Below are 26,791 nucleotides of genomic sequence, written 5' to 3' on the forward strand. Positions count from 1 at the left end.
CATCCACATTCTAGGTACGCTGCAGGGTAAATGCCTGGCTGGCCTGAGGGCGGGCATTGCGGGTTGGGATCAGGTTAAAGTCCCGAGTCAGCCCAATGCCCAGAATATCTTTACCATCCTGAAACGTGGTGCCCAAGTTGAACATATCACCTACGGTCAGCCGAGTGCCCTGGTCAGCAAAATCCAAATTTAAGCGGGTCCCCTGACGGGAAAACAATGCCGCAGCATCGGAGCGATTTTCTAGGCGTGCTTCGTACTGCAAATTAACCCGGCCAATATTGAGTGCAGCTTCAGTAAAGGCACTGTACACCCGTTGCTTGGAGGTTTGCTGCAACACATTTTGCACATCAGTAGCCGCGCCGGTCAGATTAATAAAGCCACTAAGAAATGCCGGGTCAATAAAGTCGGTATGCTGCTGATCACCGTCCAGCCTTAGCTGCTGTGTACGGCTGAGTTCGGCCGGCACTGATAACTGTAACTCCATGCTGGCAGCATCAAAGTTCAGCTGCAAACCGACCTGGGAAAAATGCGCCGCTGATAGTCTGCCATCATCGCCCAGCTGAGCCAGCTCAGCCAACGTATGCGGCTCCACCTTGTGCTCTAACAATTGCAAAGTACTGTCTTTGGGCACCATAATCTGGTTGTCAGCGGTAATAGTGACCTCGGTGTCGCCCAGTACACTGTCGCTGACTTTGATCAGCGACACCAGGGTAATGTCCTGCCCGGTAGGGTTAAGCATGACCGAGACAGCTGCAGCGGGTACGCTAACGGCAAAAAACAGGACCAGTGTTGCCGTCAGGCAGCAACGCCGGGTGAAAGACTTAGAAAACCAGGCCATGATATTGCCCCGCCGGAATGTCTTGGCCAACCGGCAAGCGGGTCACCGACTGTGGTGGAATAAAACGCTCGCCCAGCACCTCGTCCCACCGCTTTTCCTGCGCTTGTTCAGGCTGACTAAATGTCACCGCGCTGGTATAGGTAAACCGGTTTCCGCGGTTAACCAAAAATCGTTCGCCCTGCTCGTTAACCTGTAAAACAACATCTGCCTGGTGGTTATCAGCCACCACATGCAACAATGCACTGTAGTGCAGTTGAAAGGCGACCTGGGAGGCAGCAGGCGATGGTGTGGGCTCGGTCAGCGTCAGCTGGCTAAAGCGAATAAAATAGCTAAGTGACTGCTTCGGCGGGGTCTCTGCTAACCATTGCACCCGAAAGGTTTGTTTGGCCCCCGGCGCTAATACTGTGGCTGGTGGAAAAACCAGTAAATTATCATTACTGACCCAGTGGGTTGAATATGCACCATCTTTATCGAACTTTAATTTAAACACCCCCACTTCCAGGGGGAGTTTTTCACTGGATGTATTGGTAACAGTAAATTGTGACACCGCGCTTTTATCTGTATTCATTTCCACTACAGCAGGCGAAATAATTACAGCCTGGGCATAAAAATGAAAAAAGAATAATACCCACACTGCTCCTCGAAGCACGCTCATGATTATTCCTTCAATATTTGAATAGATAATGAGTCTGGATTGAAATTATCAAGCGGTTTCATTTTAAAAAACCGCGTGGAGTTAGGAAGAACTAATGTCCCTGCTAAAAGCTGGCCCACTTGTTTACCGCTGAGACGTATGTCGCGACTACCATCTGAAATTAACCAACGGGTGCGACTAAGACGGCCGTAACTATTGCCACTATTTTCTACTTCTATTAACCAGTCATTATTGTTTTGTTCAATGCTTTTGATAGCTAGCCGTGATTCGCTATTTTCTGGTGTAACATTGATCAGTGTATTGAATTGTAGCAGTAAGCCCATTTGCGCAGAATCGGAATGGTTACCAGCTACCCGCACTTGCTTTACAGCCACCCGATACGCCTTAGACTCAGAAATAGCCGGGTCGCCCAGATAGCGTATCATGACAGTTTGCGACCGACCGGGGGGAATCACAGCAGTCATGGGGATCACCAGCAGGTCTTCATCAGCCGGCGCGATGGTTTCCACCCCAAAGGCGTCCATGGTCATCGAATAAGAAAGGAGTTCGACAGTAAGGGGGGCAGGCGATGTATTATCAATACGCAATGTGGTTTGCGCGTATTTGCCGATAGGCCGCATGTCCATTGACATAGGTTCTACTTTGTATGCCTGCACACTGGCACACCAAAAACAACATAGCATGATAAGTAAACGGACCATGGTTATTTATCCTTGCCTGAAAGGGAAAATAGAGGCGGCATGGGCCGCCTCTGCAGGTAGATTAGTTAGAAGTGACGTTCACTGTCAGGGTGTCAGAATAACCACCCGCCCAGATAGAGCTTCCAACCGTAGTGACAGATAATGTCGCGGGAACGCCACCGGCAAGAAGAGACGAGCCTGGATAAGAATTGCTTTGTGAAAAATTGTTGGTTGCAAAGCCGCCCGGCGCATTCATTGTAAAGCTGCCAAGACCGGCGGGGTTAAAGGTTGCATCATAAGCCAATGCCACATCTTCAGCATCGTCTGATTCCAGGCCCCTTCGGCGCTTGTCAATGTCACGGTGGCGCCATCTACGTCGTTACATAAAAAGAACATACCGATAGATACATTCTGACCAGGGTTGGTGACATTACCAAAATCCAGTAATTGGGTGGCTAAGCCCTGACTTCACACGTGGGAGAAACAAATCCCACCAACTGGACATCCCCGGGGCCGGCATTGGCTTGAGAGGCAAAAATTGCGGTTACAGCTGCTGCACATAATGATAGCTTTTACATGAGTAAGCTTCCTGATTGTTTAGGTTGTTGTTGAGCCCATAAACAGCAGAGCGAGTGTTCCTGCAGTGGTCTGCAGAGGTGCTACCTGATGCTACATTGTGGCGTTATGTATGGAGGGGGTAACCTCGATTTCGATAACGTCTTTATAATGACCCGCGTAAAGCAGGTTGTTTTCTAGCGTAATACTCAGTTGCCCGCTGGTGGCAAACGGAATTACACCGGAACTGGTCACCGACTGACCTTCGTGTAAATCGGTGCTGGTAGTATCTAATTGCATATTGGCAATATTAAATGATGCCGATAATGAATAAAGATTGACTGTATTGCTGCCCTGCGCCAAATGTTTAAGCCCGCCATGTTGTGAAAAAAGCCTGACCCGCATCGGCTGATTGCAATAAATATCCAGCGGCAAACTTAAGCTTTTTTGCGTTGAAAAATCCATTTTATTGCCTGCCGGGAATTGTATTTCACATCGTGATTCGATCATGCCGTGAACAGACAATTCTAATGTGTTCGATAAGCCGATCGAGGACACACATAAACTCATCGACAAACAAATTAATCGTCGCTTTGTTAATTGGATAATCGAGATCATTTGTGAACAAATTTTAATTATCGTTAATGCTGAATAACTATAATTGCTATATTAAAAAATGAAGTAGTAATGCAGGTGGAACGTGGTGCCAAAAGTTGTAAAAAAAGTTGTAGGAGGACGAATTTACAAGGAATGAGGTTGTATTTTTCTCAATATAGCCAGTCACTCACAGGGATAACGTTCTACAGGAGCTGCTAAAGCCAGGCTGGCTTGTGTCGTTTTCATCGATCGTGGTATTTTTAGCCGGTATACTAGGGTGCTGACCCACCGCCAGCTTTTGCTAATAAGTCAGAGCTGCCGGTTTCTTCTTTTTCTCTCTTCGGAATTTTATCTATGTCTCAACACCTTACAATTTTAGTCGGTTCTGTGCTTGGGGCAGCCGAGTATGTGGCTGATGCCCTGGCCGAGTCCGCCCAGCAAGCCGGCTATACCACCGACATTCAGCTAAGCCCGGATTTAGACAACATCAAAACCGGTGCCACCTGGGTCATCTGTACCTCTACTCACGGGGCCGGTGAACTGCCAGACAATATTCAGCCTTTTGCCGAACAGCTCAAACAAGCCAGCCTGAGTGGTACTCAGGCCTATATCATCGGTTTGGGCGACAGCAGCTACGACACGTTTTGCCATGGCGCACTGGAGATGGAAACTTTGTTGCAACAGGCAGGCGCCACCTTGTTGGCAGAACCGTTACACATTGATGTGCTGAATCACCCCATTCCTGAGGATGCCGCGGTGGAATGGTTTGCAGGAAAACTGAGCGCCTAGCATGTTTACCCAGGCAGAATATCACGCACTGTGTGGCGGGCTGGCCAATGATGCCCGGGTATTATATTGCCTGGGCCTGCGGCCCACGGCTAATCTGGCCACCACCACCAGTGAACCGCTCAATTACAAATTTTTGCTGACTCTGCTCAATGCCGAACACAGTGCCGAGCCGCCGTACACTCGCGGCCGGCAAATCAACAGCTTATTACGCCATTTAGAGCAGGCTGGGCTGGTCGCCCTGCCCCAGCATTTAAGCTTTGAACAGACCCTCAATGGCAAAACGGTGTTGCTGCCGCTGTGTACCGAAAAGCAAGACGACTTTGCCCATCTGCACCGTCAACATCAGCCCATGCGCCCGTCCTGGCAACCGGATGCGGCTTTGTTTGAGCAAATGGCCAGCCTGATGGGACTCATCGATAAAACCTTCGATGAGCAGGATGTAGGCGACTTTATTGCTTATTGGCTGGGCCGTCCCAATGTCGTATTCAGCCATTTTCAATGGACTCAAAAATTTGCCTACGCGCAGCGCTATAAACGTTTAGCTACAGGCAGCACGCCCAAGCAAACCGTTGGCAGCCAGCAGGTGCCGGTTGCACCAGGTATTGAAGCAGATGATAATGCCCGAAAGCTGGTTGAAAAATATCATGCACGCAAGTCGTCGTGATAACCGCTTTTCCGCCACCTCACATGTAACAGAAGCGTTATACTATGGATTCAATCAAAGATCGTATTAATCGCCTGGCCCAGGCTTTGGGCAAAAAACAGGGTCCGGTGGACGATGAATATATCGATTACAACACCCTGAAAAAGCACTACGAACAACAGGCCAATGACGAAGTTCGCCAGATGCAGATGCGCTCGAAAAAAGAACGGATCACGGCTATCCACGGGCGCTCCGATTTGAATCCACACTGGACCTTCAGCAACCTGGTGGAAGACAGCGACGATGTGATTGAAGCGGTCTCTATCGCGCAGTCATTTATCGCCGCCCACGATGATCCTGCCTGGCGCCAGGCAGGCTCACACATGATGCTGTTTTACGGTGACTACGGGCGCGGCAAATCGCACATTGCCGGCGCCATCGCACACCAGCTGATCGATCAATACGAAATTTCGGTGCTGTACCGGCAACTCTCCACTTTGCTGGAGATGCGCTATTTTTCCTACGATTTTAGTGCCAAAGACGATATCGGTCAGAAGTTTCGTGCTGCCCACCAGGAACTGCTGGATGTGGACTTGCTCATCCTTGATGAAGTCTGTGTGAATGAAAGCGTGCTGAAAAAAAACACCCAAAGCTGGCTGGGCAACCTGTTGCGGCAACGGTTGGTGAATAAGAAAAACTGCATCTTGATTACCAATCATAACCTGGCCGAGCTGGAGCATGCCATCGGCCGCTACTGCTTTGAGAGTATCAAAGAATACGACACCTACCGGGTACGCTTTTCCGGACCATCACGGCGCGCCGGACTGGCTAGTGCCGAAGCCGAACCCTCAAGTGCGGCCCCTGAACGTTATCAACCCAATCAGGTTCGCTAATCTGATGTAACCAAGCGCTGGCCTTCAGCGCTTTTTTTTGGCCATTTTTCACTTATTATTTTTTAGGCAATGCTAGCGGCGCACTGATCACGATCGCCATTTGCGATCAATGTGGACAAGATCGCCTGTGCAAAACGATCTGCCTGCAGCACCCGCTACCGCCGGATCCTGCGATCATTTTGCCCACAACATCGACAACTTATCCCCATTAGGATCACAGTTTGATCACTGTTGTGGATATGATCCCCTAGCCCGCTGTGTATAAGCTTTGATCAGTAACGGCATAAGTTTGCCGCCAATTGCCAGTGTGGATAAGTAGGGGGTTTATACACAAGATCGCGCCCCGGTTATGATCGCCTCCATACACCAGTTGTTCATTGCGTAAGATCCTGTGATCTATACAAAATGATCGCTTATCAACAGATCTGCCCGATCCTAATAGATATAAATATAAAAAGATCTTAAGAGATCATATATTAATTAACGCCAGCCGATCCCTTACCAGCCGGGCATCAGTGCAGAAGATTTAACCATTTTCATTAGCCGCCAAGTCAGCTAAAATACGCGCCCTTTTTTCGAAAAAGTCTCAGATCATTTTCCCCCTGTGCATTTGTGAGGTTTGCCATGTTCTATCAACAAGAATTTGATGTCATTGTGGTTGGCGGTGGCCATGCCGGCACCGAAGCCGCAATGGCTGCAGCTCGCATGGGATCCAACACCCTGCTGCTGACACACAACATCGAAACGATCGGCCAGATGTCGTGTAATCCGGCGATCGGTGGCATCGGCAAAGGACATCTGGTGAAAGAAATTGATGCTCTGGGCGGCGCCATGGCGCTGGCTACCGATCAGGCCGGGATCCAGTTTCGCACGTTAAACTCCAGCAAAGGGCCAGCCGTGCGCGCTACTCGGGCTCAGGCTGATCGCAGTTTGTATCGTCAGGCGATCCGCACCATGGTAGAGCAACAGCCCAACCTCACCCTGTTCCAGCAAAGCTGTGACGATCTGCTGGTAAAAAATGATCGGGTGTACGGTGTGGTCACCCAGATGGGGCTGAAGATCAAAGCCAAAGCCGTGGTGCTCACAGTAGGTACATTTTTGGGTGGGACGATCCATATCGGCCTGGAAAATTATCGTGGCGGCCGCGCCGGCGATCCGCCGTCTATCGCGTTGGCCGATCGTTTGCGGGCGCTGCCGTTTCGGGTTGATCGCTTAAAAACCGGCACTCCGGCCCGTCTGGATGCGCGCAGCCTGGACTTTAGTGTGATGCAGGCGCAACCCGGCGATGATCCGGTGCCGGTGGTGTCCTACATGGGCGATCGCAGTATGCATCCAACGCAGATCCCGTGCTACATCACCCACACCAATGAAAAAACCCACGACATCATCCGCCGCGGCCTAGATCGCAGCCCGATGTTTACCGGAGTGATCGAAGGGGTGGGTCCGCGTTACTGCCCCAGCATCGAAGATAAGATCACCCGCTTTGCCGACAAAACCTCGCATCAGATCTTTGTGGAGCCCGAAGGCCTGACCAGCATGGAAGTGTATCCCAACGGGATCTCCACCAGTTTGCCGTTTGATATCCAGATGGAACTGGTGCGTTCCATCAAAGGCTTTGAAAATGCGCACATTGTGCGCCCGGGCTATGCCATCGAGTATGACTTCTTTGATCCGCGCGATTTGAAGCAAACGCTGGAAACCAAGTACCTGAATGGCTTGTTCTTTGCCGGCCAAATCAACGGCACCACCGGTTATGAAGAAGCCGGTGCCCAGGGCCTGGTGGCCGGCGCCAATGCCGCGTTGCAGGTCAAACAGGCTGACCCGCTGATGTTGCGCCGCGATCAGGCTTACATGGGGGTGCTGATCGACGACTTGGCTACCATGGGCACCAAAGAACCTTACCGCATGTTTACCAGCCGGGCTGAATATCGCCTGCTGCTGCGTGAAGACAATGCCGATATGCGTTTGACCAGCCTGGGCCGCGAGGTTGGCCTGGTGGATGATGCTCGCTGGCAGGCCTTCAATCAAAAAATGGAAGCAGTGGAGCAAGAGCAACAACGCTTGCGCAGTTTGTGGGTCCACCCGCAACATGCCGCCTGTGGCGAGCTGAACCAAAAACTGAAAAATCCCATTAGCCGTGAGCATTCGCTGGAAGAGCTGATCCGTCGGCCGGAGATGACTTACAGCCGCCTGATGCAGGTGGAAAGCTTAGGCCCGGGCTTAAGCGATCCTATCGCTGCTGAGCAGGTAGAAATCCAAATAAAATATGCTGGCTACATCACCCGCCAGCTGGATGAAATTGCCAAGACTCAGCGTCATGAAAATACGCTGTTGCCAAGAGATTTTGATTACAGCAAAATCTCCGGCTTATCCAATGAGGTGGTGGCCAAACTGACCGAAGCACGGCCCGAAACCATCGGCAAAGCCTCAAGAATTTCAGGCATCACACCGGCAGCCATCTCGTTGCTGCTGGTGTATCTGAAAAAACATGGCCTATTACGAAAACAGGAGCAAGCCAGCGCGTGAGCACTGCGGTAGATACAGCCAAACTGGCCAGAATACTGGAACAAGGCATCGCCACCATGGGCTTATCGGTGTCTGCTGAGCAACAGCAGCAACTGGTCGCCTATGTGACGTTGATGCACAAATGGAACAAAGCCTACAATCTGACCTCGGTGCGTGACCCCGAGCAGATGATGGTCAAACATATCCTGGATTCGCTGAGCATCATGCCGCATATCCACGGTACGCGAGTGATTGATGTGGGCACCGGCCCGGGTCTGCCCGGTATGCCGCTGGCCATTGTGTTGCCCCATTGCCACTTTACCTTGCTGGACAGTTTAGGCAAGCGGGTACGCTTTATGAAGCAGTGCGTGCACGAGCTGGGCCTGCCCGATGTGATGTGCGTGCACACCCGGGTTGAAGACCACCCCGGTGATCCGGCCTATGATGTGGTGCTTAGCCGGGCCTTTGCATCGTTAAAAGATATGTTGCACTGGTGCGCGCATCTGGTAGATTCAACAGGCAACTTCCTCGCCCTCAAAGGCCAGTTTCCGCACAGAGAGATTGAAGAAGTGAGTGATCACTTTCAAGTTATCAACGTGCAGCCGCTTGAGGTCCCCGATCTGGTCGGCGAACGCCATTTGGTGACAATTAAAAAAGCATAACAGGATGACGTGTGGCTAAGGTTATCGCGATAGCGAATCAAAAAGGCGGTGTGGGCAAAACCACCACCGCGGTAAATGTGGCAGCGTCGATGGCGGCGACCAAGCGCAAAGTCTTGCTTATCGACCTCGATCCCCAGGGCAATGCCACCATGGGCAGCGGCCTGGACAAATACGAAGTGGATGCCACCTGTTTTGAACTGTTAATTGAAGAAAAGCCCATCGATGAGGTAATTGTCAAAAATACCTCGGGCAAATACGATATCATTCCGGCCAACGGCGATGTGACCGCTGCTGAAATCAAGTTGATGGAAATGTTCGCCCGCGAGGTGCGCCTGCGCAATGCCTTGAGTTCGGTGATGGACTACTACGACTTTGTCTTTATTGATTGTCCGCCGTCACTGAACCAGCTGACGGTCAACGCGCTGGCTGCTGCCGATTCGGTGCTGGTGCCGATGCAATGTGAATATTACGCGTTGGAAGGCCTGACCGCCCTGATGGATACCATTCAAAAACTAGCCTCGGTGGTTAATCCGGCGCTGAAGATTGAAGGGGTCTTGCGCACGATGTACGATCCACGCAACCGTCTGGCCAACGATGTCTCAGAACAGCTCAAACGGCATTTTGGCGAGCAGGTGTATCGCACCGTGATCCCCCGCAATGTGCGGCTGGCCGAAGCGCCCAGCTTTGGTACGCCGGCCATGTATTATGATAAGTCGTCTACCGGTGCCAAAGCCTATCTGGCACTGGCCGGGGAAATTTTGCGCCGCCGTGATAAGGCCGGAGCGCCCGCTGCGCAGGCCAGCTAAGCCCGGTGAAGCAGACGCACAAGTCTGCAAAGAGTGATTGAGGAAATTATGTCAGCAAAAAAAAGAGGGCTGGGGCGTGGATTGGATGCTCTGTTGGCAACCAGCCAGTCATCGGCCCAAAAACAACAGGCGCAAGCCGACGCCGACCTGACCCCGGTGCAGTCTGAATTAAAAAAGCTGCCTATCGAATTATTAGGCCCGGGCAAATATCAGCCACGTAAAGATATGTCGCCCGAAGCCTTGGAAGAACTGGCTTCCTCCATCCGCTCGCAGGGCGTGATCCAACCCATTGTGGTACGCCAAACCGACGACCAGCGTTATGAAATTGTGGCTGGTGAACGGCGCTGGCGCGCGGCGCAGATGGCGCAACTGGAAGTGGTACCCTGTTTAATCAAAGATGTGCCGGATGAAGCCGCTGTGGCCATTGCCCTGATTGAAAACATTCAGCGCGAAGATCTGAATGCCATGGAAGAAGCGCAGGCACTGCAGCGGCTGATGCACGAATTTGACCTGACCCATGCTGAAGTGGCCGAAGCGGTGGGCAAGTCCCGCACCTCGGTGACTAACCTGCTACGCCTTAACAACCTGAACGATGATGTGAAGCTGCTGCTCGAGCACGGTGATATTGAAATGGGCCATGCCCGGGCATTGTTGGCATTAGAAGGTGAACACCAAAGTGAAGCCGCTCAGGTGGTGTCGGGCAAGGGCCTAACTGTACGGGATACCGAAAAGCTGGTACGCAAATTTTTAGAGCCGGCACCGGCAAAACCGGCAAAAGAGCGCGACCCGGATGTGGAAAAGCTGATGACTCGGTTATCCGAAAACTTAGGTACCGCGGTAAGCATTGATCACAACCCCAAAGGAAAAGGTAAAATTGTGATTAATTTCAGCGATCTGGAGCAGCTAGACGGAATTTTGTCAAAAATCCACTAGCAACAGCTGATTAACAATGTTGTAGTAGCACCGCATTAAATTTGCACAGAAAAACAGCATCGTATGGCTGCGCGTAACGAAATCGCGACAGAAATGTTTCAGAATCACTTTCAAAACCCGATGGACTGTTGAAAATTATCGGCAAAACAGTATACTTCTGACGCTTTTTAGTAGGGCAGAAGCCAAAGAGATGCGCTGTGCGACATGACCTGGTAAAAACCGGAAAACAGCTGGCCCGGCGTGCCTTAGTAGTGCAACTGCTGGTTAGCGGGGTTGCTACAGCAGTATGTGGCGCGCTAGTTAACCTGCATCACGCGCTGTCCTGGGGGCTGGGTGCTGCAATCAGTATTGTGCCCAATGTCGTCTTTGCCTGGTTTGCGTTTCGCTACGCCGGGGCGCGGCAAAACCAGCAGGTGGCCCGAAGTTTTAGCCAGGGTGCCAAGAGCAAACTGGTAATCAGTATAATTTTATTCGTTATTGCATTTAAGGGATTGCATGCAGCCCCTCTCACCCTCTTCGCGGGATTTGCAGTAGCGACGGTTAGCTACTGGCTAACCTTGCTTCAGCAGCACCAACAATGAAAAATAAGCTGCATGTGTACAACACAATAAGACACAGAAGCAAAGACAACCGTTTTTACACTTTCAACTTTGGGTTAAAACATGGCATCTGAGCAAACAACACAAGAGTATATTGTCCACCACTTGACCAATGCCACCATGTGTATGACAGACGATGGTCTGCAGACAAATTATGGTATGGGATTGGAAGAAGCCTCGACAGTGTGTCAGGAAGCCGGTTTTTGGGTATGGAACATTGATACTCTGGGCTGGTCGATTCTGCTGGGCGTACTGTTTTTATGGCTATTCCGCCGGGTCGCAAAAAAAGCCACCACTGGGGTTCCCAGCAAAACACAGGCATTTATTGAAATGACTGTTGAGTTTGTGAACGACAACGTGCGTGATTCATTTCATGGCCGCAACAAACTAATTGCCCCGCTGGGTTTGACTATTTTTGTCTGGGTTTTCCTGATGAACCTGATGGACTTAGTACCGGTTGACTTTTTACCGTGGGCTGCCGGCCAGATTGGCGCTGCTGCCACCGGTGTTGATCCGCATCATGTGTACATGAAAGTGGTTCCTACCACTGACCTGAACCTGCCGCTGGCCCTGGGCTTAGGCGTATTTGCCCTGATTTTGTTCTATTCCATCAAGGTTAAAGGTATCGGTGGTTTCACTAAAGAGCTGACCATGCACCCGTTTAACCACTGGTCGATGATCCCGGTTAACTTTATCCTGGAATCGGTGACCCTGCTGGCCCGCCCGTTCTCGCTGGCTCTGCGGTTATTCGGTAACTTATATGCCGGTGAGCTGATTTTTATTCTTATCGCAACTCTGGGCTTATGGCAGTTGCCGCTGCACTTCCCATGGGCGGTTTTCCATATTCTGGTTATCGTACTTCAGGCCTTTATTTTCATGATGCTGACCATCGTGTATCTAAGCCTGGCGCACGAAGACCACTAACGAAGTACCGGTGCTGGCTGCGCGTTCGGTGTTGCCAGTACTATCAAGTTTAACTTTCAACTTTAAATTTAACTTAAATCGGAGACGTAAATGTTATACATCGCTGTTGCACTATTGATCGGTCTGGGTGCCCTGGGTACTGCTATTGGTTTTGGTCTGCTGGGTGGTAAGTTCTTAGAATCTGCTGCTCGTCAACCAGAACTGGCACCTCAACTGCAAGTGAAAATGTTCATCGTAGCGGGTCTTATCGACGCCATCGCGATGATCGGTGTTGGTATCGCTCTATACCTGTTGTTCGCTGTTGGTGCTTAATTTTTTAACTAACCGTCTATTAGCGAACATTATGAGGAGGAGCGGTTGTGAATATTAACGCCACTCTAATTGGTCAATTAATCGCGTTTATCGTCTTTGTGTGGTTCTGCATGAAGTACGTCTGGCCACCATTGCTGGGCGCGATTGAAGAACGTCAGAAGAAGATTGCCGACGGCCTGGAAGCTTCTGATCGGGCTGAAAAAGACCTGGAACTTGCTCGGGAAAAAGCCACCGAGCAATTAAAAGAGGCGAAAGCGCAAGCAGCTGAAATTATCGAACAGGCCAAAAAGCGTGCCAATCAACTTGTTGATGAAGAAACGCAGAAAGGTCAGGCCGAACGCGAAAAAATTATCGCATCCGGTTATGCCGAAATTGAAGCTGAACGCAATCGTGCCAAAGAAGAACTGCGCAAGCAGGTGGCTGCCCTGGCAGTGATCGGCGCTGAGCGGATTCTTCAACGTGAAATCGATGCTCAAGCACAAAACGACATTGTTGAAAAACTTGTCGCTGAGCTTTAAGAGGGAGATGAGCCATGTCTGAATTGACAACCGTTGCTCGTCCTTACGCTAAAGCTGCTTTCGATTTTGCGGTCGAGCACCAAACCGTGCCCCAGTGGCAGGAAATGTTGACCTTTGCCGGTCAGGTTGCCGACAACGAAGCCATGCACCAGTTATTAACTGGTGCTGTGGCGCCGGAAACCCTGGCAGAGATGTTTATCAATATTTGTGGTGAACAACTTGACCAACATGGCCAAAACTTTGTGAAAGTTCTGGCAGAAAATGAACGTTTGCTTGTCTTGCCGCACATCAGTGTATTGTTTGATGGGTTTAAAGCTGAGTATGACAAAGAAGTTGAGGTTGACTTAACATCTGCGACAGAACTGAGTGCCCAGCAACAAGCGCAAATCAAGGCAACATTAGAAGAACGTTTGGCACGTAAAGTGAAGCTTAATTGTAATGTGAACCCTGACCTGATCGCAGGTTTTGTTGTCCAGGCCGGCGATACTGTTATCGACGGCTCGGTAAAAGCAAAACTGGCGCGTCTGGCGGACACGTTGCAAGCATAACGGGGATAAGAGCATGCAACTTAATTCCACTGAAATTGCAGAACTGATCAAAAAAAGAATTGAACAGTTTAATGTAGCCAGTGAAGCCCGCAACGAAGGTACTATCGTAGCGGTAACCGACGGTATTATCCGTATCCATGGCCTGGCAGATGTCATGCAAGGCGAAATGATTGAGCTTCCTGGTGGTCGCTATGCTATCGCACTGAACCTTGAGCGAGACTCGGTTGGTGCGGTTGTTATGGGCCCATACGCGGATCTGACAGAAGGCACTAAAGTGGCTTCTTCTGGCCGTATCCTGGAAGTTCCGGTTGGTCACGGTCTGTTAGGTCGTGTCGTAAACACCCTGGGTGAACCTATCGACGGTAAAGGCTCGCTGGACTCAGCAGGCTTTGAACCGGTAGAGAAGATCGCCCCTGGCGTTATCGACCGTCAATCGGTCGACCAGCCTGTACAAACCGGCTATAAATCTGTTGATGCCATGATCCCGGTAGGTCGTGGTCAGCGTGAGCTGATCATCGGTGACCGTCAGACCGGTAAAACCGCTATGGCGGTGGATGCCATCATCAACCAGAAAGGCACCGGTATTAAATGTGTGTATGTAGCTATCGGTCAGAAAGCGTCTACCATCTCTAACGTGGTACGCAAACTGGAAGAGCACGGCGCCATGGAGCACACCATTGTGGTGGCGGCTTCTGCGTCTGAGTCTGCAGCCCTGCAATACCTGGCACCTTACTCTGGCTGTACCATGGGTGAATACTTCCGCGATCGCGGTGAAGATGCCCTGATTGTTTATGATGATTTGTCCAAGCAAGCTGTTGCTTACCGTCAAATCTCTTTGCTGCTGAAACGTCCTCCTGGCCGTGAAGCTTATCCTGGTGATGTTTTCTATCTTCACTCGCGTCTGCTGGAACGTGCAGCACGGGTAAACGAGCACTATGTTGAGCGTTTTACCAATGGTGAAGTAAAAGGCAAAACCGGCTCATTGACTGCGCTGCCAATCATCGAAACCCAGGCGGGTGACGTATCGGCGTTCGTACCTACCAACGTAATCTCGATTACCGATGGTCAGATCTTCTTAGAAACTGACCTGTTTAACGCGGGTATTCGCCCAGCGGTTAACGCCGGTATCTCAGTATCGCGGGTTGGTGGCTCAGCACAGACCAAGATCATCAAGAAGCTGGGTGGCGGTATTCGTCTGGCCCTGGCACAGTACCGTGAACTGGCAGCGTTCTCGCAGTTTGCTTCTGATTTGGACGAAGCAACCCGTGAACAGCTGGAGCATGGTGAGCGTGTTACCGAACTGATGAAGCAAAAGCAATATACGCCACTGTCGATTGCCGACATGGGTGTATCATTGTTTGCAGTGGAAAAAGGCTTCTTGAAAGGTATCGAGCTAAACAAGATTCTGGACTTCGAAGCAGCGCTGCATTCTTACATGAACAGCGAACATGCTGAGCTGATGAAGACTATCAATGAGTCTGGAAACTACAACGACGAGATTGCCAATAAGTTAAGTGAAGCTTTGACTAAGTTCAAAGAAACACAAACGTGGTAATCGCCGGTGCCGGCCGTAAGGCTGGCACACTGTTGGGTTAACGGGAGATAGTCATGGCTAGCGGTAAAGAGATAAAAGGTAAGATTGGGAGTATTAAAAATACTCAAAAGATTACCAGTGCAATGGAAATGGTTGCTGCGTCTAAAATGAAAAAGGCGCAGGAACGGATGGCTACCGGCCGTCCCTATGCACAGAACATGCTTAAAGTGATTGGTCATATCGCAAACGGAAACCTGGAATACCGTCATCCTTACCTTGAGGATCGTGACGTGAAACGGGTTGGCTACATTGTGATCTCCACCGACCGTGGTCTGTGTGGCGGCTTGAACTCCAACGAGTTTAAAGCGGTTGCCCAGGACGTCAAAAAATGGCGTGAACAAGAGGTCGAGGTGGATTTTGCAGCCTTAGGTTCTAAGGCGTGTGCGTTTTTCAAACGGTACGGCGGCAAGTTGCTTGCAGCTGAATCCGGTTTGGGTGACAAGCCATCTGTCAGTGATGTAGTAGGCGTCGTCCGTGTCATGCTAAAAGCATTTGACGAAGGCAAGCTGGACCGGGTTTACCTGGTGTACAACGACTTTGTTAATACCATGACACAAAAGCCTGTGATCAATCAGTTACTGCCTTTGCCCAAGTCTGAAGACAAAGCATATCAGCATCGCTGGGATTACATTTACGAACCTGATCCAAAAGAAATCTTGGAATCATTGATGGTGCGTTATGTTGAATCCCAGGTGTACCAGGGCGTAGTGGAAAATGCTGCGTCAGAGCAGGCCGCGCGAATGGTAGCAATGAAAGCTGCTACCGATAACGCCGGCAACCTTATTGACGATCTGCAGCTGGTATACAATAAAGCGCGTCAGGCCGCAATTACGCAAGAAATCAGCGAAATTGTGAGCGGCGCCGCAGCGGTGTAGGCAAAGGTTTAAAAAAGATAACGAGGACAAATTATGAGTCAAGGTAAGGTCGTCCAAATCATCGGCGCCGTTGTGGATATCGAATTTCCACAAGATGCGGTACCTGGTGTATACGACGCACTGCGAGTCACCGACGGTGACTTATCCGGGCTAACCCTGGAAGTGCAACAACAATTAGGCGGCGGCATCGTGCGTGCCATCGCAATGGGGACCACCGACGGGCTGAAGCGTGGCCTACCGGTAGAAAACACCAATGCGCCCATCATGGTGCCAGTGGGTACAAAAACCCTGGGCCGGATCATGGATGTACTGGGTAACCCTATCGACGAAGCGGGTCCAATCGGTGAAGAAGAGCGTATGTCGATTCACCGTGCAGCGCCTAGCTACGAAGAACAGTCTAACTCACTGGAAATTCTGGAAACCGGCATCAAGGTTATCGACCTGGTTTGCCCGTTTGCCAAGGGTGGTAAAGTGGGTCTGTTTGGTGGTGCCGGTGTAGGTAAAACCGTAAACATGATGGAGCTTATCCGTAACATCGCCATCGAGCACAGTGGTTTCTCGGTATTTGCTGGTGTTGGTGAGCGTACCCGTGAAGGTAACGACTTCTATCATGAAATGAACGATTCAAACGTTCTGGACAAAGTGTCGCTGGTGTACGGTCAGATGAACGAGCCACCGGGCAACCGTCTGCGTGTCGCCCTGACCGGTCTGACCATGGCGGAAAAATTCCGTGATGAAGGCCGTGACGTACTGTTCTTCGTCGATAACATCTATCGTTATACCCTGGCGGGTACCGAAGTATCAGCCCTGCTGGGCCGGATGCCTTCTGCAGTAGGTTATCAGCCTACACTGGCTGAAGAGATGGGTGTACTGCAGGAACGGATCACCTCGACCAAGACAGGTTCAATCACGTCTATCCAGGCGGTATACGTACCAGCCGATGACCTGACGGATCCGTCGCCAGCCACCACCTTTGCTCACTTGGATGCAACGGTTGTACTGTCACGTGATATCGCATCACTGGGTATCTACCCGGCGGTTGATCCACTGGATTCAACCTCACGTCAGCTGGACCCGCTGGTTATCGGGCAGGAACACTACGACATCGCGCGTCGTGTTCAAACCGTTCTACAGCGCTACAAAGAGCTGAAAGACATCATTGCGATCCTGGGTATGGACGAGCTGTCTGAAGAAGACAAGCTGGTAGTAACCCGTGCACGTAAGATTCAGCGCTTCTTGTCGCAGCCGTTCTTCGTTGCTGAAGTATTTACCGGTGCCCCTGGTAAGTACGTACCATTGAAAGACACTATCAATGGCTTTAAAGCAATCTTGGATGGCGAGCACGACGAGCTTCCTGAACAAGCCTTCTACATGGTTGGTTCCATCGAAGAAGCTGTTGAGAAAGCCAAGAAAGAAAAAGCCAAGAAAGCGTAATGATGCTGGGGCAGCCGGTTAACCGGCTGTCTGGCATTACGCCGACTACCCACTTTGGAGGTTTGAATGGCAGCTATGACAGTTCATCTGGATGTGGTCAGTGCGGAAGAAAAGATTTTTTCAGGCCGCGTAGAAACAATACAGGTGACAGGCAGCGAAGGTGAGCTGGGTATTCATCCGGGTCACGCGCCACTGATCACTGCAATTAAACCTGGGATGGTGCGTTTAGTTAAACAGCACGGTGAAGAAGAAGTGATTTATGTGGCAGGCGGGGTACTGGAAGTACAGCCTGGCAATGTCACCGTTCTGGCTGACACCGCGGTGCGTGCAGAAGATCTGGACGAACAAGCCGCCGAAGACGCAAAACGTCGTGCTGAAGAGCACATCGCCAATCCAGGCGCTGACTTTGACTATGCAGAAGCCGCTCACGAGCTGGCCGAAGCCATCGCACAATTGCGGTTGATTCGCAAATTGCGAAAGTAAAGCAGCATACAGCATGCGCGAAAAACCCGGCTTTGGCCGGGTTTTTTTTATCTATCAGACTGGTCCGTTGAGCAAAAAAAGATCATCGAAAGATTGTGAGCGCTTTCAACAGCCAGTACACTAGCCAAAAACCGGCATAATGGCCGGTACATAAATAATAAAATCAATCAGCAGGACGCCGATTTCCAACAGTGTGAAGGACTTTAACGGATTGTCGTAAAAGGCCTGATGAACATTTTTATTCATTATCCGCAATATCAGCGCGCGCCGATCTGGCTGGCGCCGGCGTATTATGTTGCGGCCATTCTCGCGCTTCAGTATGTGCTGGTGGCGCTGTATGCCCCACCCTCGATGGTGTCGCCCTTTATGACCTGGTGCGGCCCGGTGTTGGTGCTCACCCCGGTTGTAGCGGCTCTGGCCGTGGTGCTACTGGGGATCTACCAACGGCTCAATGTGGCCATGCAAAGTTTTTTACTGACTACGCGCCAGTTAAGCTATTTTTGCGATTACCGTCGACGGGCGTACAACCGCTTGCGCAACCAGGCGCTGCTGGCAGCGCTGTTGACGATAAGCATGCTGGGCATGACGGTGTTAGCCGGCCAGCTACCGCCACTAACCCGCTTTTCGCTGGTACCGTATAGCCAGCTCATTCTGGCAGCCTGGTTGGGCTGGCTGGTGGTTTTTCAGTGCTGTAACCTGCCGCGCTTTATTGCCAAACATTTTTTTGTCTCGGCGCCAGACTCGCTGGATGCGTTCAGCCAACAACAGCGCTTTACCGATATCATTGATTATCTGATGTATGTGGTGGCTGGCGCAGCCCTCCTGCTGCCACTTATTGCACTGTATGTGCCAGGCGCTTCCCAGCTCCTTATCGCCCTGAGCCTGCTACTGGCGATTCTGACATTGTATGGCATGAGTCTGCATCTGCAGCATGCCCGTCAGGGCGAAGCGTATAAGTCTGCAGAGCTCAAGCGGCTGAAACGTAAACAACGTTATTTGCAGCAACATCCAGATTATGATGCCCGGGTTAAGCAACATGCGCAGCGCCGCCTGGATGCGCAGGCCGAAGCGTTGGATGCCTGGAGTGTGCCACCGGTCAGCCGCTCACTACAGTGGGTGGTGAGTTTGTGTGGCCTGGCGGTTCCGATTATGTGGCTGTTTAGTAGTATTCAGGGGTAGTAGCACAGCGCTTAGCGCCGGTGGTGTGCCGGCCCCTGCCAGTGCGCCTGCATGGCATCCTGCAAGTGCAGCAACGGCGTGCTGTTGACACCATAACCGGCCTGCAGGGTATAGGCGATAGCTTCTAAACTGGACAAGCTGGCAGCCTTGGAAGTGTGGCGAATAGCATAGCGAGTGCCCGGTGCCTGACTAAAATGCCACTGTGGCTGCGCGGATAACCACGGGTGCTGTTGCAATAAGCGGTACGCCTGACCCCAGGATCCGTCGAGCACGACTAACAGCTGTGGTGGCGCCTGGGTAAATACCGCTGATTCTAGCGGCGCGCTTTGCGCTGAAGGATAAATGAGGCCGCTGTGGCGTGTGCTGTAAGCATGCTGCAAGTCCGCTAGCGCAGCCGTATCATCGCTTGAGATCACCTGTAAGCCGGGCAACGCCAGTTGCGCCAGGCGCACGGTGTTTTTGGCATGGCTGGCTTCTTTAGGATGTTGCAGTACCACCAGATCGACCGGTGACGCAACTTCGGAAACGGCAGCGCATACACAAGTGGCGGCCGGATAGCCGCAGCGGTGGCAATAACAACGCATAGATGACACAGTAAGACAATAAGGCGTGAGTATGCCTCAGGCAGCCAGTTACGAGCAAATTTATCAGGTAGTGGCCCTTATCCCTCCGGGTCAGGTCGCCACTTACGGGCAAGTTGCCGATTTAGCCGGGTTACCGCGCCGTGCTCGCCTGGTCGGAACAGCCCTACGACACTGCCCAGCCGAACGCCAGTTGCCGTGGCACCGGGTTGTGCGGGCCAGTGGCCAGCTGGCCTTTTCACCCGGATCCGCACAGGCCATTGAGCAGCGTACCCGGTTACAACAAGAATGTGTGATTTTCAGCCACTGGCGGGTAGCGCTAAGCCGCTATCAATGGCAACCATCGCTGGCGGAAATGTTACACGCCCTTACGCACTAAATAATGGATTAATAGCGGCCGCAGTCTCAAGCGGCCTGAATATGAGTGATGTATGAGCAAGACAACCTTAACCGCGATTTCCATCGATGCCCTGAAACCGGGCATGTATGTTACAGAAATCACCCACCAGACCGGCGCGGTCAAAATCAAATCCAGTGGCCGGGTGGGCTCTCAGGCTGTGATCGACACGTTAAAAAAACGCGGCGTACGTAAGCTGATTGTGGACATGGCCAGGCAGGATCCGCCTGCCGACTCTGCTAGCGATACCAGCCAGGCTGCACCCGCAACCGCAAAGGAAAAACCGCAACGGGTCTCGTTTAGCTCGGAAATTATTCGCGCTGAAAAGCTGCACAAACAGGGTAAGGCAATTCAAAAATCCCTGCTGGCCACGGTCAAAAAAGGTTTACCCTTTGACGACAAGATCCCGCAGGATTTTTCGCAAAAGCTGGTGGCGTCCATCGACCGTAATCCCGATGCTCTGCTCTGCTTGACCAAAATCCGTGAAAAAGACGATTATCTGCTGGAGCACTCTCTTAATGTTGCCATCATACTGGCTAACTTCGGCCGCTACCTGAAGATGGACGATGCAGAGGTTGAAGCACTCGCGCACGCCGGCTTTTTGCATGATTTGGGCAAAATCCAGATCCCCGATGCTATTTTGCACAAACCCGGCCGTTTGTCCGATGATGAGATGCAGGTCATGAAGCAGCATGTGCAATTTGGCGTTGAGGCGTTACAACAAGCCAACATTGAACCGGCTTTGGTCCGCACGGTCAGTGAGCATCACGAGCGTCTGGATGGTCTGGGCTATCCGGCTGGCACCGCCGGGCAGGATATCTCACACGCCGGGCGGATGCTGGCCATCGCCGATATGTACGATGCCCTGACTGCCGAGCGGGTGTATAAACCCGGTATGTCCTGTCAAAAAGCGCTAAAGATTTTGCTCAGCGATTGTCCGGCGCGGCTGGACAAAGCGCTGGTGGATAAGTTTATTCATTGCATGGGCGTGTTCCCGGTGGGCAGTCTGGTCAAGCTGAATACCAACAAGCTGGCCATGGTCATGCAGCAAAATGCCTCGCCAGCCAAACCTGTGGTAAAAATCTTTTATTCCATCAGCGGCGGGCATTATGTGGAGCCAAAAGATGTGGATCTGGCCAGTGACAGCCGTTTTAGTATTGAGTCTGCCGCGCTGGCCAGTGATTACAACATCGATGTGAACAGTTTTTTTGAACGGTCTGTGGCCATTTAACCGTAACAAAGCGCACAGACCCGTTTCATGCTGGAATGGGTTTTGCTTTTACCAACAACTCAACAATCAACAACATAGGATGCGGATTGTGGTCAGCCCCTGCTGACTGGCGCTGTACCCTGACTATTTGTTTCACGAGGATGTTATGAAAAAACTACTGATTACCGGCCTGGTTGCCACCACTGTTGCACTCACCGGCTGTGCGAACAGCTCAAATACCCAAAAAGGTGCCGCCATCGGCGCGGTCGCTGGTGCCCTGTTGGGTAAAGCCACCGGCGATAATGATAAAAGTCGTTATGCGTGGGGGGCCGCGGTAGGTGCCATTGCCGGCGGCGCGATTGGTAATTATATGGATCGCCAGGAAGAAGCGTTACGTGAAGAGCTAGCCGATACGGGCGTGCAAGTGGTGCGTGAAGGCGACAACCTGAAACTGGTGATGCCGGGTGATATCACCTTTGCCACCGACAGTGCAGCGGTCAACAACCAGTTCAACCCGGTACTGAAGGACGTGGCCACAGTGGTTAACGAATACGAGAAAACGGTTCTGATGATCCAGGGCCATACCGATGACACCGGTTCAGAGCAGTACAATCAAAACCTGTCTGAGCAACGTGCCAATGCGGTAAAGAATCTGCTAATTTCAAACAATGTGAATCCTCAGCGGATCACTACAGCTGGCATGGGTGAATACCAGCCCAAAGTGCCTAATACCAGTGCCAGCAATCGCCAGACCAACCGCCGCGTGGAGCTGTCTATTCAACCGCTGCGCCAAAGCGATATCTAACTGTCTGCTGCAGGGCGTCACCACGCCCTGCCCTTACTCTGCCGGTACCTGTAGCACCTGGTCCAGCGGAATACGCTGATATTCCGGTGAGGCATCCAGCCAGGGGTTGAGCAGGCCCAGATGGCCGTTGCCGTAGATCACCACAATCCGGTCGCCCGGCTTTGCCGGAATGCGCTGAATATTGCGTAAGATACGCAAATTTCGACTAAACCAGCGGCCGGCTTCGAAGTCGGCACCAGTATAATCACCCGGCGTCTGTTCGTATTTAAACTGGGCCAGAAAATAGTTACCCAAGTTTTTTTCCAGATAGTCGGGCTGGTTTAATAACAGCAAGGCTTTGTGCAAACTGGACTGTGCCAGTGTAATGGGCTGCTTGCTTTCAAATCGCATGGCAGTGTCAGGGTGATCACTGAAACTGCGTTTAAACGCCTGATTTTGCATATCATCATTGATCAGTTGTTCAACATGCGCTGGCATGGCGCCCCAGGTATCCAGCGCATAGACGGTGGGCAGCCCGGCCTGTTTGGCTAGCCGAAAGCCCAGCTGGTAGGTTTCTGAGCGTGGCAGGTCAAACTGGCCGGCCAGATAGGCCTGATAATCGCGCTCAAGGGCCTCGGCCTTGGCAGTTTTATATTCCACCGCCACATGGGTGGGCGCTAGCTGATGCAGTTGTAACACAATATCTGCTAATTGCTGTTGATACTGCGGTGCCAGAATATCGATTTGGTCGGCTGCGGCCACCTTGATCCTGTCCTGATTGGGAAAGTTAAAATGAAAGGTGCCTACCGTGATAATCTCAATAGGCGCTCTGGCAGCTACAGTGGCGCTGACCAGCAGCAACAAGCACACAAACAATCGCAACATCGCAGTTCTCGCTAAGATTAAAATGTTAATGTAGCGAAACAGGATGCGATTGAAAAATAAGCAAAAAATAATATGCGCAAGTTACACATTGTTACCAAAGCGCGACACCTGAGCAGAGCAAAGTCAGGTGTTTGTCAGATAGGCTCAGGAGGCGTTATGAAGTTTCGAATCATTTTAGGGCTGGCTGTGATGCTGTTGGCCAGTTGCAGCACCCTGCCATCATTGACCAGCTATGCGGTCAGTGAACAACAGCTTAGCGACACCCTTAATGCACAACTCACCACATTGCAAAAGCAAGCAGCGGTGGCCGGCATCCCGGTTACCCTCAATGTCGACCACATCAAGGTCACCATTGGCCCGCAGCAACGCCAGGTGGTGCAATTAACTGCCGCGGCATCCGCCACCATAAAAGCCTTTGGCTTGCAGTACCCGGCCGGGCTGACTCTGGATCTGGAAGGCCAGCCATATTACGACAGTGAGCAAAAAGCCATTTTTGTACGCTCACTGAACCTGCTGGACAGCCAAGTGGAAGCCGGCGGCTATCGCGGCAACCTGGCGCCTTTGAGTCGCGAACTGATGCAGGTGCTTAATCATTATCTGGCGGCCCAGCCGGTCTACCGACTGGATACCACCAACCCGCTGGTTAAACTGGCCACCAGTAGCCCGCTTACGCTGGAAATTGAGCAAGGCAAACTGGTGCTACACCGTTAGGGGTTATCGGGCGCCTTAGTAGGCGCCTTTGCCATAGTGTAAATCATAGCTGTGGCTGTAGATCTCAATGATATTGCCAAACGGGTCTTCCATATAAATCATCCGGTAAGGCTTTTCACCCGGATAATAATAGCGTGGTTTTTCCATCCGCCGCTTGCCACCGGCATCGACAATTTTTTGCGCCAGACCTTCTAAATCTGGGTCCTGCACGGCAAAGTGAAATACGCCGGTTTCCCAGTATTTAAAATTGTTGTCAGGATTTTTCTGGCCTTCAAATTCAAATAACTCAATACCGACCTTGTCGCTGGTGGACAGATGGGCAATACGGTAGCTGCCCCAGCCCTCACCAAAGACATCGGTAGACATCTTACCCACAGCACTGTTGTCTTCTTTAATGGTGGTGGGCTCCATGATCACATACCAACCCAGCACTTCAGAATAAAACTCCACCGCTTTTTCCAAATCCGGCACCGAAATACCAATATGGGAAAACGCCCGGGGATAGGCTTGCTGGCTACTCTTGCTGTCAGCCGATACAGGGGTAGAATTTTGTGCCGCAGTAGCCCCGGCTGTCAGGGCGAGCGTCAGGGTCAACATAATGGATTTTAGAGATAATTGCATAAGTCCTCACGTGGTTTGCATTTGATGAGGCACAGCCTACGCAAACCACGTGAATATATAAAATTATCGATTGCTATTGATTTGATAACTAAAATTTATTGACTGAGTGGCTCTGTTACTCAATATTCTGGATCTGCTCGCGCATCTGCTCAATCAGCACTTTAAGCTCGACCGCCGATTGGGTGATGGTGGTGCTGATAGATTTAGAGCCTAAGGTGTTGGCCTCACGATTGAACTCCTGCATCATAAAATCCAAACGACGGCCGCAGGCGCCACCTTTTTTCAGGATCTTGCGGGTTTCGTTAACATGGGAGTTGAGCCGGTCGATTTCTTCGGCCACGTCCACTTTTTGCGCCAGCATGATCATTTCCTGCTCAAAGCGGCCCGGATCCAGCTCTACCTTAGCTTCTTCAAAGCGGCTTTGAACCCGTTCGCGCTGCCACTGCATGATCTCTGGCATATGGCTGTGCACACTGGCCACTTCCTGTTCGATGCTGTCCAGGCGTTGCTCAATCAAGGATTTCAGCGTATTGCCTTCGGTGCCGCGAGCTTCAACAAACTGATCCAGGGTAGTATCAAAGCCAGCCAGCGTCTCGTTGTGGATGGTATCCATATCGGCTTCTTCGGCGGCTATTACGCCAGGCCAGCGCAGCACATCCATGGGGTTAACCCCGGTGGACTGGCCATGAGACTGCACCCAGTCCGCAGCATGCATGACTTGTTTGGCCAGCTTTTCGTTTAACGTCAGGGTGGTATCGGCATTGTCACCGGCGGTAAAGCGCAAAGTGCATTCTACTTTGCCGCGGTTCAGGCGCTTACGAAAGCGTTCGCGCAATACCGGCTCTAAGGCGCGGAACTGCTCGGGCAAGCGAAAATAGGTTTCTAAAAAACGCTGATTGACCGAGCGTATCTCCCATACAGCGGAGCCCCAGTCTTGTTTGGTTTCGTGGCGGGCAAAAGCGGTCATGCTGTAGATCATAAAAAATCCATAGTTAGGTTAACCCCGTTGACCTGAGCAGTAGCTGCGTGCGACACGGCGATTTGCAGGTGGATAGGGGGGACGCAAATGTGTTGCCCTGATCATACGTGATTCTATGGGGTTCTGCCCACCCAATCTGCGCGGCAGGGCTTCTTTGATTCATATTCGCCGCCCAAATACGTTATACTTGCGGCCAATCTTTTTAAACGTATGCGCCTGTCTTTAGGAGAACATTATGCGTCCAAGTGGCAGAACTGCCAGTCAAATTCGTCCGGTTACCATCACCCGTAACTTTACCTGCCACGCCGAAGGCTCTGTGCTGATTGAATTTGGCAACACCAAGGTATTATGTAATGCCTCTGTGGAAGAAGGCGTGCCGCGCTTTATGAAAGGCCAGGGCAAAGGCTGGGTGACTGCTGAGTACAGCATGTTGCCGCGCGCTACCCATACCCGCAGTCAGCGTGAAGCCGCGCGGGGCAAGCAGGGTGGCCGTACCCTGGAAATTCAGCGTCTGATCGCCCGTGCACTGCGCGCCGCGATTGATTTAAAACTGCTGGGTGAAAACACTATCACGGTCGATTGTGATGTGATCCAGGCTGATGGCGGTACTCGCACTGCGTCCATCACCGGGGCATGTGTGGCGCTGGTAGATGCACTGACGTACATGCGCACCAAGGGCATTATCAAAACCAATCCGCTTAAACACATGATTGCCGCGCTGTCAGTGGGGATCCACGAAGGCAATGCAATTGCCGATCTGGAATACACCGAAGATTCTACCGCTGAAACTGACATGAACATTGTGATGACTGAAACAGGCCATCTGATTGAAGTGCAGGGCACCGCTGAAGGCGAGCCGTTCTCGTTTGAGGAGATGAGCGAGATGCTGGAGCTGGCCAAACACGGGCTGCGCGAATTGTTTGATGCACAAAAAGCCGCATTGGCGTAAGGGGGCCCCATGAAGCCGTTTCAGCAGGAGTTTATTGAGTTTGCCATCGACCGCGGTGTGCTTAAATTTGGTGAGTTCACGCTCAAGTCAGGCCGCACCAGCCCGTATTTTTTTAATGCCGGACTGTTTAACCGCGGCGGTGATCTGGCTAAGCTGGGCCGGTTTTATGCTGCCGCGCTGGCCGATGCCGGCGTCGAGTTTGATGTGCTGTTCGGGCCGGCGTACAAAGGGATCCCTATTGCCACCACCACAGCGGTGGCGCTGGCTGACCATCATAACCAGGATGTGCCGTACTGCTTTAACCGTAAAGAAGCCAAAACTCATGGTGAGGGTGGCAATCTGGTGGGCAGCCCGCTAAGCGGCCGGGTCATGCTGGTGGATGATGTGATCACCGCTGGTACTGCCATTCGTGAGTCCATGACCTTGTTGGAGCAAAGTCAGGCGTCGCTGGCCGGCGTGTTGATTGCACTGGATCGTCAGGAGCGCGGGCAGGGCGAGCTATCGGCCATTCAGGAAGTGGAGCGGGACTTTTCTACCCAGGTGATTGCCATTGTGACGTTGCAACATGTGGTGGACTATCTGGCGCAGCAGCCGGATCAACAGGACAGTCTGGCGGCCATCGAAACCTACCGTAATCAGTACGGAATTTAAC

32 protein-coding genes are annotated in these 26,791 nt (G+C 51.6%); 23 read left to right on the forward strand and 9 right to left on the reverse strand.

Annotation, left to right across the window (positions count from 1 at the left end; all coding sequences use genetic code 11):
• Window positions 1-10: 10 nt before the first annotated feature.
• The 5 genes from ACTUJZ_RS09035 to ACTUJZ_RS09055 all read right to left on the reverse strand — a co-directional run bounded on the left by ACTUJZ_RS09035 (window position 11) and on the right by ACTUJZ_RS09055 (window position 3,286).
• Window positions 11-838, reverse strand: a complete 828-nt coding sequence (locus tag ACTUJZ_RS09035; protein ID WP_463635983.1) for a hypothetical protein — start codon at window positions 836-838, stop codon at window positions 11-13.
• A complete protein-coding gene (locus tag ACTUJZ_RS09040) occupies window positions 822-1,493 on the reverse strand; it encodes a fimbrial biogenesis chaperone (RefSeq protein WP_463635984.1) in 672 nt (223 codons plus the stop codon). Before ACTUJZ_RS09040 ends, ACTUJZ_RS09035 begins: the two co-directional genes overlap by 17 nt.
• Window positions 1,494-1,495: 2 nt before the next feature.
• On the reverse strand, window positions 1,496-2,194 hold the full coding sequence (locus tag ACTUJZ_RS09045) for a fimbrial biogenesis chaperone (protein ID WP_463635985.1): 699 nt from the start codon (window positions 2,192-2,194) through the stop codon (window positions 1,496-1,498).
• Window positions 2,195-2,255: 61 nt separating this feature from the next.
• Window positions 2,256-2,483, reverse strand: coding sequence for a hypothetical protein (locus ACTUJZ_RS09050; RefSeq protein ID WP_463635986.1), 228 nt, complete (start codon window positions 2,481-2,483; stop codon window positions 2,256-2,258).
• Between the two features lie 359 nt (window positions 2,484-2,842).
• On the reverse strand, window positions 2,843-3,286 hold the full coding sequence (locus ACTUJZ_RS09055) for a hypothetical protein (protein ID WP_463635987.1): 444 nt from the start codon (window positions 3,284-3,286) through the stop codon (window positions 2,843-2,845).
• Between the two features lie 393 nt (window positions 3,287-3,679).
• On the opposite strand from ACTUJZ_RS09055, the gene mioC reads away from it, so the two are divergent.
• From mioC to ACTUJZ_RS09140, 17 genes are all read left to right on the forward strand, one after another.
• The gene (gene mioC, locus ACTUJZ_RS09060) at window positions 3,680-4,114 is read left to right on the forward strand and encodes an FMN-binding protein MioC (RefSeq protein WP_463635988.1); all 435 of its coding nucleotides are present in this window, start codon (window positions 3,680-3,682) and stop codon (window positions 4,112-4,114) included.
• Between the two features lies 1 nt (window position 4,115).
• Window positions 4,116-4,778, forward strand: a complete 663-nt coding sequence (locus ACTUJZ_RS09065) for a DnaT-like ssDNA-binding domain-containing protein (protein ID WP_463635989.1) — start codon at window positions 4,116-4,118, stop codon at window positions 4,776-4,778.
• 44 nt (window positions 4,779-4,822) lie between these two features.
• Window positions 4,823-5,650 carry an ATP-binding protein gene (locus tag ACTUJZ_RS09070; protein ID WP_463635990.1) on the forward strand — a complete coding sequence of 276 codons (828 nt, stop codon included), beginning with the start codon at window positions 4,823-4,825 and terminating at the stop codon, window positions 5,648-5,650.
• Window positions 5,651-6,274: 624 nt separating this feature from the next.
• Window positions 6,275-8,176, forward strand: coding sequence for a tRNA uridine-5-carboxymethylaminomethyl(34) synthesis enzyme MnmG (mnmG, locus tag ACTUJZ_RS09075; RefSeq protein ID WP_463635991.1), 1,902 nt, complete (start codon window positions 6,275-6,277; stop codon window positions 8,174-8,176).
• 56 nt (window positions 8,177-8,232) lie between these two features.
• Window positions 8,233-8,817, forward strand: a complete 585-nt coding sequence (rsmG, locus tag ACTUJZ_RS09080) for a 16S rRNA (guanine(527)-N(7))-methyltransferase RsmG (protein ID WP_463636306.1) — start codon at window positions 8,233-8,235, stop codon at window positions 8,815-8,817.
• Between the two features lie 11 nt (window positions 8,818-8,828).
• Window positions 8,829-9,623 carry a ParA family protein gene (locus tag ACTUJZ_RS09085; RefSeq protein ID WP_463635992.1) on the forward strand — a complete coding sequence of 265 codons (795 nt, stop codon included), beginning with the start codon at window positions 8,829-8,831 and terminating at the stop codon, window positions 9,621-9,623.
• Between the two features lie 48 nt (window positions 9,624-9,671).
• Window positions 9,672-10,556 carry a ParB/RepB/Spo0J family partition protein gene (locus ACTUJZ_RS09090; RefSeq protein ID WP_463635993.1) on the forward strand — a complete coding sequence of 295 codons (885 nt, stop codon included), beginning with the start codon at window positions 9,672-9,674 and terminating at the stop codon, window positions 10,554-10,556.
• Between the two features lie 197 nt (window positions 10,557-10,753).
• A complete protein-coding gene (locus ACTUJZ_RS09095) occupies window positions 10,754-11,137 on the forward strand; it encodes an ATP synthase subunit I (RefSeq protein ID WP_463635994.1) in 384 nt (127 codons plus the stop codon).
• 81 nt (window positions 11,138-11,218) lie between these two features.
• Window positions 11,219-12,079 (forward strand): F0F1 ATP synthase subunit A, encoded by an 861-nt coding sequence (atpB, locus tag ACTUJZ_RS09100; protein WP_463635995.1) that lies wholly within the window; start codon window positions 11,219-11,221, stop codon window positions 12,077-12,079.
• A gap of 90 nt (window positions 12,080-12,169) precedes the next feature.
• Window positions 12,170-12,391 (forward strand): F0F1 ATP synthase subunit C, encoded by a 222-nt coding sequence (gene atpE, locus ACTUJZ_RS09105; RefSeq protein WP_012520222.1) that lies wholly within the window; start codon window positions 12,170-12,172, stop codon window positions 12,389-12,391.
• A 47-nt stretch (window positions 12,392-12,438) separates the two neighbouring features.
• A complete protein-coding gene (gene atpF, locus ACTUJZ_RS09110) occupies window positions 12,439-12,909 on the forward strand; it encodes a F0F1 ATP synthase subunit B (RefSeq protein WP_463635996.1) in 471 nt (156 codons plus the stop codon).
• Between the two features lie 14 nt (window positions 12,910-12,923).
• Window positions 12,924-13,457 carry a F0F1 ATP synthase subunit delta gene (atpH, locus tag ACTUJZ_RS09115; protein ID WP_463635997.1) on the forward strand — a complete coding sequence of 178 codons (534 nt, stop codon included), beginning with the start codon at window positions 12,924-12,926 and terminating at the stop codon, window positions 13,455-13,457.
• Between the two features lie 13 nt (window positions 13,458-13,470).
• A complete protein-coding gene (gene atpA, locus ACTUJZ_RS09120; protein ID WP_463635998.1) occupies window positions 13,471-15,012 on the forward strand; it encodes a F0F1 ATP synthase subunit alpha in 1,542 nt (513 codons plus the stop codon).
• A gap of 53 nt (window positions 15,013-15,065) precedes the next feature.
• A complete protein-coding gene (gene atpG, locus ACTUJZ_RS09125; protein ID WP_463635999.1) occupies window positions 15,066-15,926 on the forward strand; it encodes a F0F1 ATP synthase subunit gamma in 861 nt (286 codons plus the stop codon).
• Between the two features lie 33 nt (window positions 15,927-15,959).
• The gene (gene atpD, locus ACTUJZ_RS09130) at window positions 15,960-17,360 is read left to right on the forward strand and encodes a F0F1 ATP synthase subunit beta (RefSeq protein ID WP_463636000.1); all 1,401 of its coding nucleotides are present in this window, start codon (window positions 15,960-15,962) and stop codon (window positions 17,358-17,360) included.
• 66 nt (window positions 17,361-17,426) lie between these two features.
• A complete protein-coding gene (locus tag ACTUJZ_RS09135; RefSeq protein ID WP_463636001.1) occupies window positions 17,427-17,843 on the forward strand; it encodes a F0F1 ATP synthase subunit epsilon in 417 nt (138 codons plus the stop codon).
• Between the two features lie 228 nt (window positions 17,844-18,071).
• The gene (locus ACTUJZ_RS09140; protein ID WP_463636002.1) at window positions 18,072-19,022 is read left to right on the forward strand and encodes a hypothetical protein; all 951 of its coding nucleotides are present in this window, start codon (window positions 18,072-18,074) and stop codon (window positions 19,020-19,022) included.
• Window positions 19,023-19,033: 11 nt separating this feature from the next.
• On the opposite strand, the gene ACTUJZ_RS09145 is transcribed toward ACTUJZ_RS09140, so the two are convergent.
• Entirely contained in the window at window positions 19,034-19,606 is a 573-nt protein-coding gene (locus tag ACTUJZ_RS09145) for a tRNA-uridine aminocarboxypropyltransferase (RefSeq protein WP_463636003.1), read from the reverse strand.
• A gap of 31 nt (window positions 19,607-19,637) precedes the next feature.
• On the opposite strand from ACTUJZ_RS09145, the gene ACTUJZ_RS09150 reads away from it, so the two are divergent.
• The 3 genes from ACTUJZ_RS09150 to ACTUJZ_RS09160 all read left to right on the forward strand — a co-directional run bounded on the left by ACTUJZ_RS09150 (window position 19,638) and on the right by ACTUJZ_RS09160 (window position 22,015).
• Window positions 19,638-19,982: an MGMT family protein gene (locus ACTUJZ_RS09150; protein WP_463636004.1), complete on the forward strand. Its 345-nt coding sequence runs from the start codon at window positions 19,638-19,640 to the stop codon at window positions 19,980-19,982.
• Between the two features lie 52 nt (window positions 19,983-20,034).
• Window positions 20,035-21,231, forward strand: a complete 1,197-nt coding sequence (locus ACTUJZ_RS09155; protein ID WP_463636005.1) for an HD-GYP domain-containing protein — start codon at window positions 20,035-20,037, stop codon at window positions 21,229-21,231.
• Between the two features lie 145 nt (window positions 21,232-21,376).
• Window positions 21,377-22,015 carry an OmpA family protein gene (locus ACTUJZ_RS09160; protein WP_463636006.1) on the forward strand — a complete coding sequence of 213 codons (639 nt, stop codon included), beginning with the start codon at window positions 21,377-21,379 and terminating at the stop codon, window positions 22,013-22,015.
• Window positions 22,016-22,048: 33 nt separating this feature from the next.
• Here the strand turns inward: ACTUJZ_RS09160 and ACTUJZ_RS09165 are convergent, their stop codons facing one another.
• A complete protein-coding gene (locus ACTUJZ_RS09165) occupies window positions 22,049-22,879 on the reverse strand; it encodes a DUF5694 domain-containing protein (protein WP_463636007.1) in 831 nt (276 codons plus the stop codon).
• 156 nt (window positions 22,880-23,035) lie between these two features.
• Between ACTUJZ_RS09165 and ACTUJZ_RS09170 the strand changes: the two genes are divergently transcribed.
• Window positions 23,036-23,590: a YceB family lipoprotein gene (locus tag ACTUJZ_RS09170; protein WP_463636008.1), complete on the forward strand. Its 555-nt coding sequence runs from the start codon at window positions 23,036-23,038 to the stop codon at window positions 23,588-23,590.
• Window positions 23,591-23,605: 15 nt separating this feature from the next.
• On the opposite strand, the gene ACTUJZ_RS09175 is transcribed toward ACTUJZ_RS09170, so the two are convergent.
• Window positions 23,606-24,211 carry a lactoylglutathione lyase family protein gene (locus tag ACTUJZ_RS09175; protein WP_463636009.1) on the reverse strand — a complete coding sequence of 202 codons (606 nt, stop codon included), beginning with the start codon at window positions 24,209-24,211 and terminating at the stop codon, window positions 23,606-23,608.
• A gap of 115 nt (window positions 24,212-24,326) precedes the next feature.
• Entirely contained in the window at window positions 24,327-25,190 is an 864-nt protein-coding gene (locus ACTUJZ_RS09180; RefSeq protein WP_463636010.1) for a YicC/YloC family endoribonuclease, read from the reverse strand.
• 235 nt (window positions 25,191-25,425) lie between these two features.
• On the opposite strand from ACTUJZ_RS09180, the gene rph reads away from it, so the two are divergent.
• The gene (gene rph / locus ACTUJZ_RS09185; protein WP_463636011.1) at window positions 25,426-26,139 is read left to right on the forward strand and encodes a ribonuclease PH; all 714 of its coding nucleotides are present in this window, start codon (window positions 25,426-25,428) and stop codon (window positions 26,137-26,139) included.
• 9 nt (window positions 26,140-26,148) lie between these two features.
• On the forward strand, window positions 26,149-26,790 hold the full coding sequence (gene pyrE / locus ACTUJZ_RS09190; protein ID WP_463636012.1) for an orotate phosphoribosyltransferase: 642 nt from the start codon (window positions 26,149-26,151) through the stop codon (window positions 26,788-26,790).
• The last annotated feature ends 1 nt before the right edge of the window (window position 26,791 follow it).

The organism is Alteromonas sp. WD8-37, assembly GCF_055326825.1.

Bases quoted from the DNA above. Each gene is read 5' to 3' on its own strand.
- ACTUJZ_RS09160 (WP_463636006.1), top strand. From the start codon at position 21,377: ATGAAAAAACTACTGATTACCGGCCTGGTTGCCACCACTGTTGCACTC.
- ACTUJZ_RS09165 (WP_463636007.1), bottom strand. From the start codon at position 22,879: ATGTTGCGATTGTTTGTGTGCTTGTTGCTGCTGGTCAGCGCCACTGTA.
- rsmG (WP_463636306.1), top strand. From the start codon at position 8,233: ATGGGCTTATCGGTGTCTGCTGAGCAACAGCAGCAACTGGTCGCCTAT.
- ACTUJZ_RS09070 (WP_463635990.1), top strand. From the start codon at position 4,823: ATGGATTCAATCAAAGATCGTATTAATCGCCTGGCCCAGGCTTTGGGC.
- atpD (WP_463636000.1), top strand. From the start codon at position 15,960: ATGAGTCAAGGTAAGGTCGTCCAAATCATCGGCGCCGTTGTGGATATC.
- ACTUJZ_RS09140 (WP_463636002.1), top strand. From the start codon at position 18,072: ATGAACATTTTTATTCATTATCCGCAATATCAGCGCGCGCCGATCTGG.
- ACTUJZ_RS09145 (WP_463636003.1), bottom strand. From the start codon at position 19,606: ATGCGTTGTTATTGCCACCGCTGCGGCTATCCGGCCGCCACTTGTGTA.
- mioC (WP_463635988.1), top strand. From the start codon at position 3,680: ATGTCTCAACACCTTACAATTTTAGTCGGTTCTGTGCTTGGGGCAGCC.
- atpA (WP_463635998.1), top strand. From the start codon at position 13,471: ATGCAACTTAATTCCACTGAAATTGCAGAACTGATCAAAAAAAGAATT.
- atpH (WP_463635997.1), top strand. From the start codon at position 12,924: ATGTCTGAATTGACAACCGTTGCTCGTCCTTACGCTAAAGCTGCTTTC.
- ACTUJZ_RS09170 (WP_463636008.1), top strand. From the start codon at position 23,036: ATGAAGTTTCGAATCATTTTAGGGCTGGCTGTGATGCTGTTGGCCAGT.
- ACTUJZ_RS09175 (WP_463636009.1), bottom strand. From the start codon at position 24,211: ATGCAATTATCTCTAAAATCCATTATGTTGACCCTGACGCTCGCCCTG.
- ACTUJZ_RS09035 (WP_463635983.1), bottom strand. From the start codon at position 838: ATGGCCTGGTTTTCTAAGTCTTTCACCCGGCGTTGCTGCCTGACGGCA.
- ACTUJZ_RS09065 (WP_463635989.1), top strand. From the start codon at position 4,116: ATGTTTACCCAGGCAGAATATCACGCACTGTGTGGCGGGCTGGCCAAT.
- ACTUJZ_RS09045 (WP_463635985.1), bottom strand. From the start codon at position 2,194: ATGGTCCGTTTACTTATCATGCTATGTTGTTTTTGGTGTGCCAGTGTG.
- ACTUJZ_RS09040 (WP_463635984.1), bottom strand. From the start codon at position 1,493: ATGAGCGTGCTTCGAGGAGCAGTGTGGGTATTATTCTTTTTTCATTTT.
- atpE (WP_012520222.1), top strand. From the start codon at position 12,170: ATGTTATACATCGCTGTTGCACTATTGATCGGTCTGGGTGCCCTGGGT.
- atpB (WP_463635995.1), top strand. From the start codon at position 11,219: ATGGCATCTGAGCAAACAACACAAGAGTATATTGTCCACCACTTGACC.
- ACTUJZ_RS09180 (WP_463636010.1), bottom strand. From the start codon at position 25,190: ATGATCTACAGCATGACCGCTTTTGCCCGCCACGAAACCAAACAAGAC.
- ACTUJZ_RS09135 (WP_463636001.1), top strand. From the start codon at position 17,427: ATGGCAGCTATGACAGTTCATCTGGATGTGGTCAGTGCGGAAGAAAAG.
- pyrE (WP_463636012.1), top strand. From the start codon at position 26,149: ATGAAGCCGTTTCAGCAGGAGTTTATTGAGTTTGCCATCGACCGCGGT.
- atpG (WP_463635999.1), top strand. From the start codon at position 15,066: ATGGCTAGCGGTAAAGAGATAAAAGGTAAGATTGGGAGTATTAAAAAT.
- rph (WP_463636011.1), top strand. From the start codon at position 25,426: ATGCGTCCAAGTGGCAGAACTGCCAGTCAAATTCGTCCGGTTACCATC.
- ACTUJZ_RS09150 (WP_463636004.1), top strand. From the start codon at position 19,638: ATGCCTCAGGCAGCCAGTTACGAGCAAATTTATCAGGTAGTGGCCCTT.
- mnmG (WP_463635991.1), top strand. From the start codon at position 6,275: ATGTTCTATCAACAAGAATTTGATGTCATTGTGGTTGGCGGTGGCCAT.
- ACTUJZ_RS09155 (WP_463636005.1), top strand. From the start codon at position 20,035: ATGAGCAAGACAACCTTAACCGCGATTTCCATCGATGCCCTGAAACCG.
- ACTUJZ_RS09090 (WP_463635993.1), top strand. From the start codon at position 9,672: ATGTCAGCAAAAAAAAGAGGGCTGGGGCGTGGATTGGATGCTCTGTTG.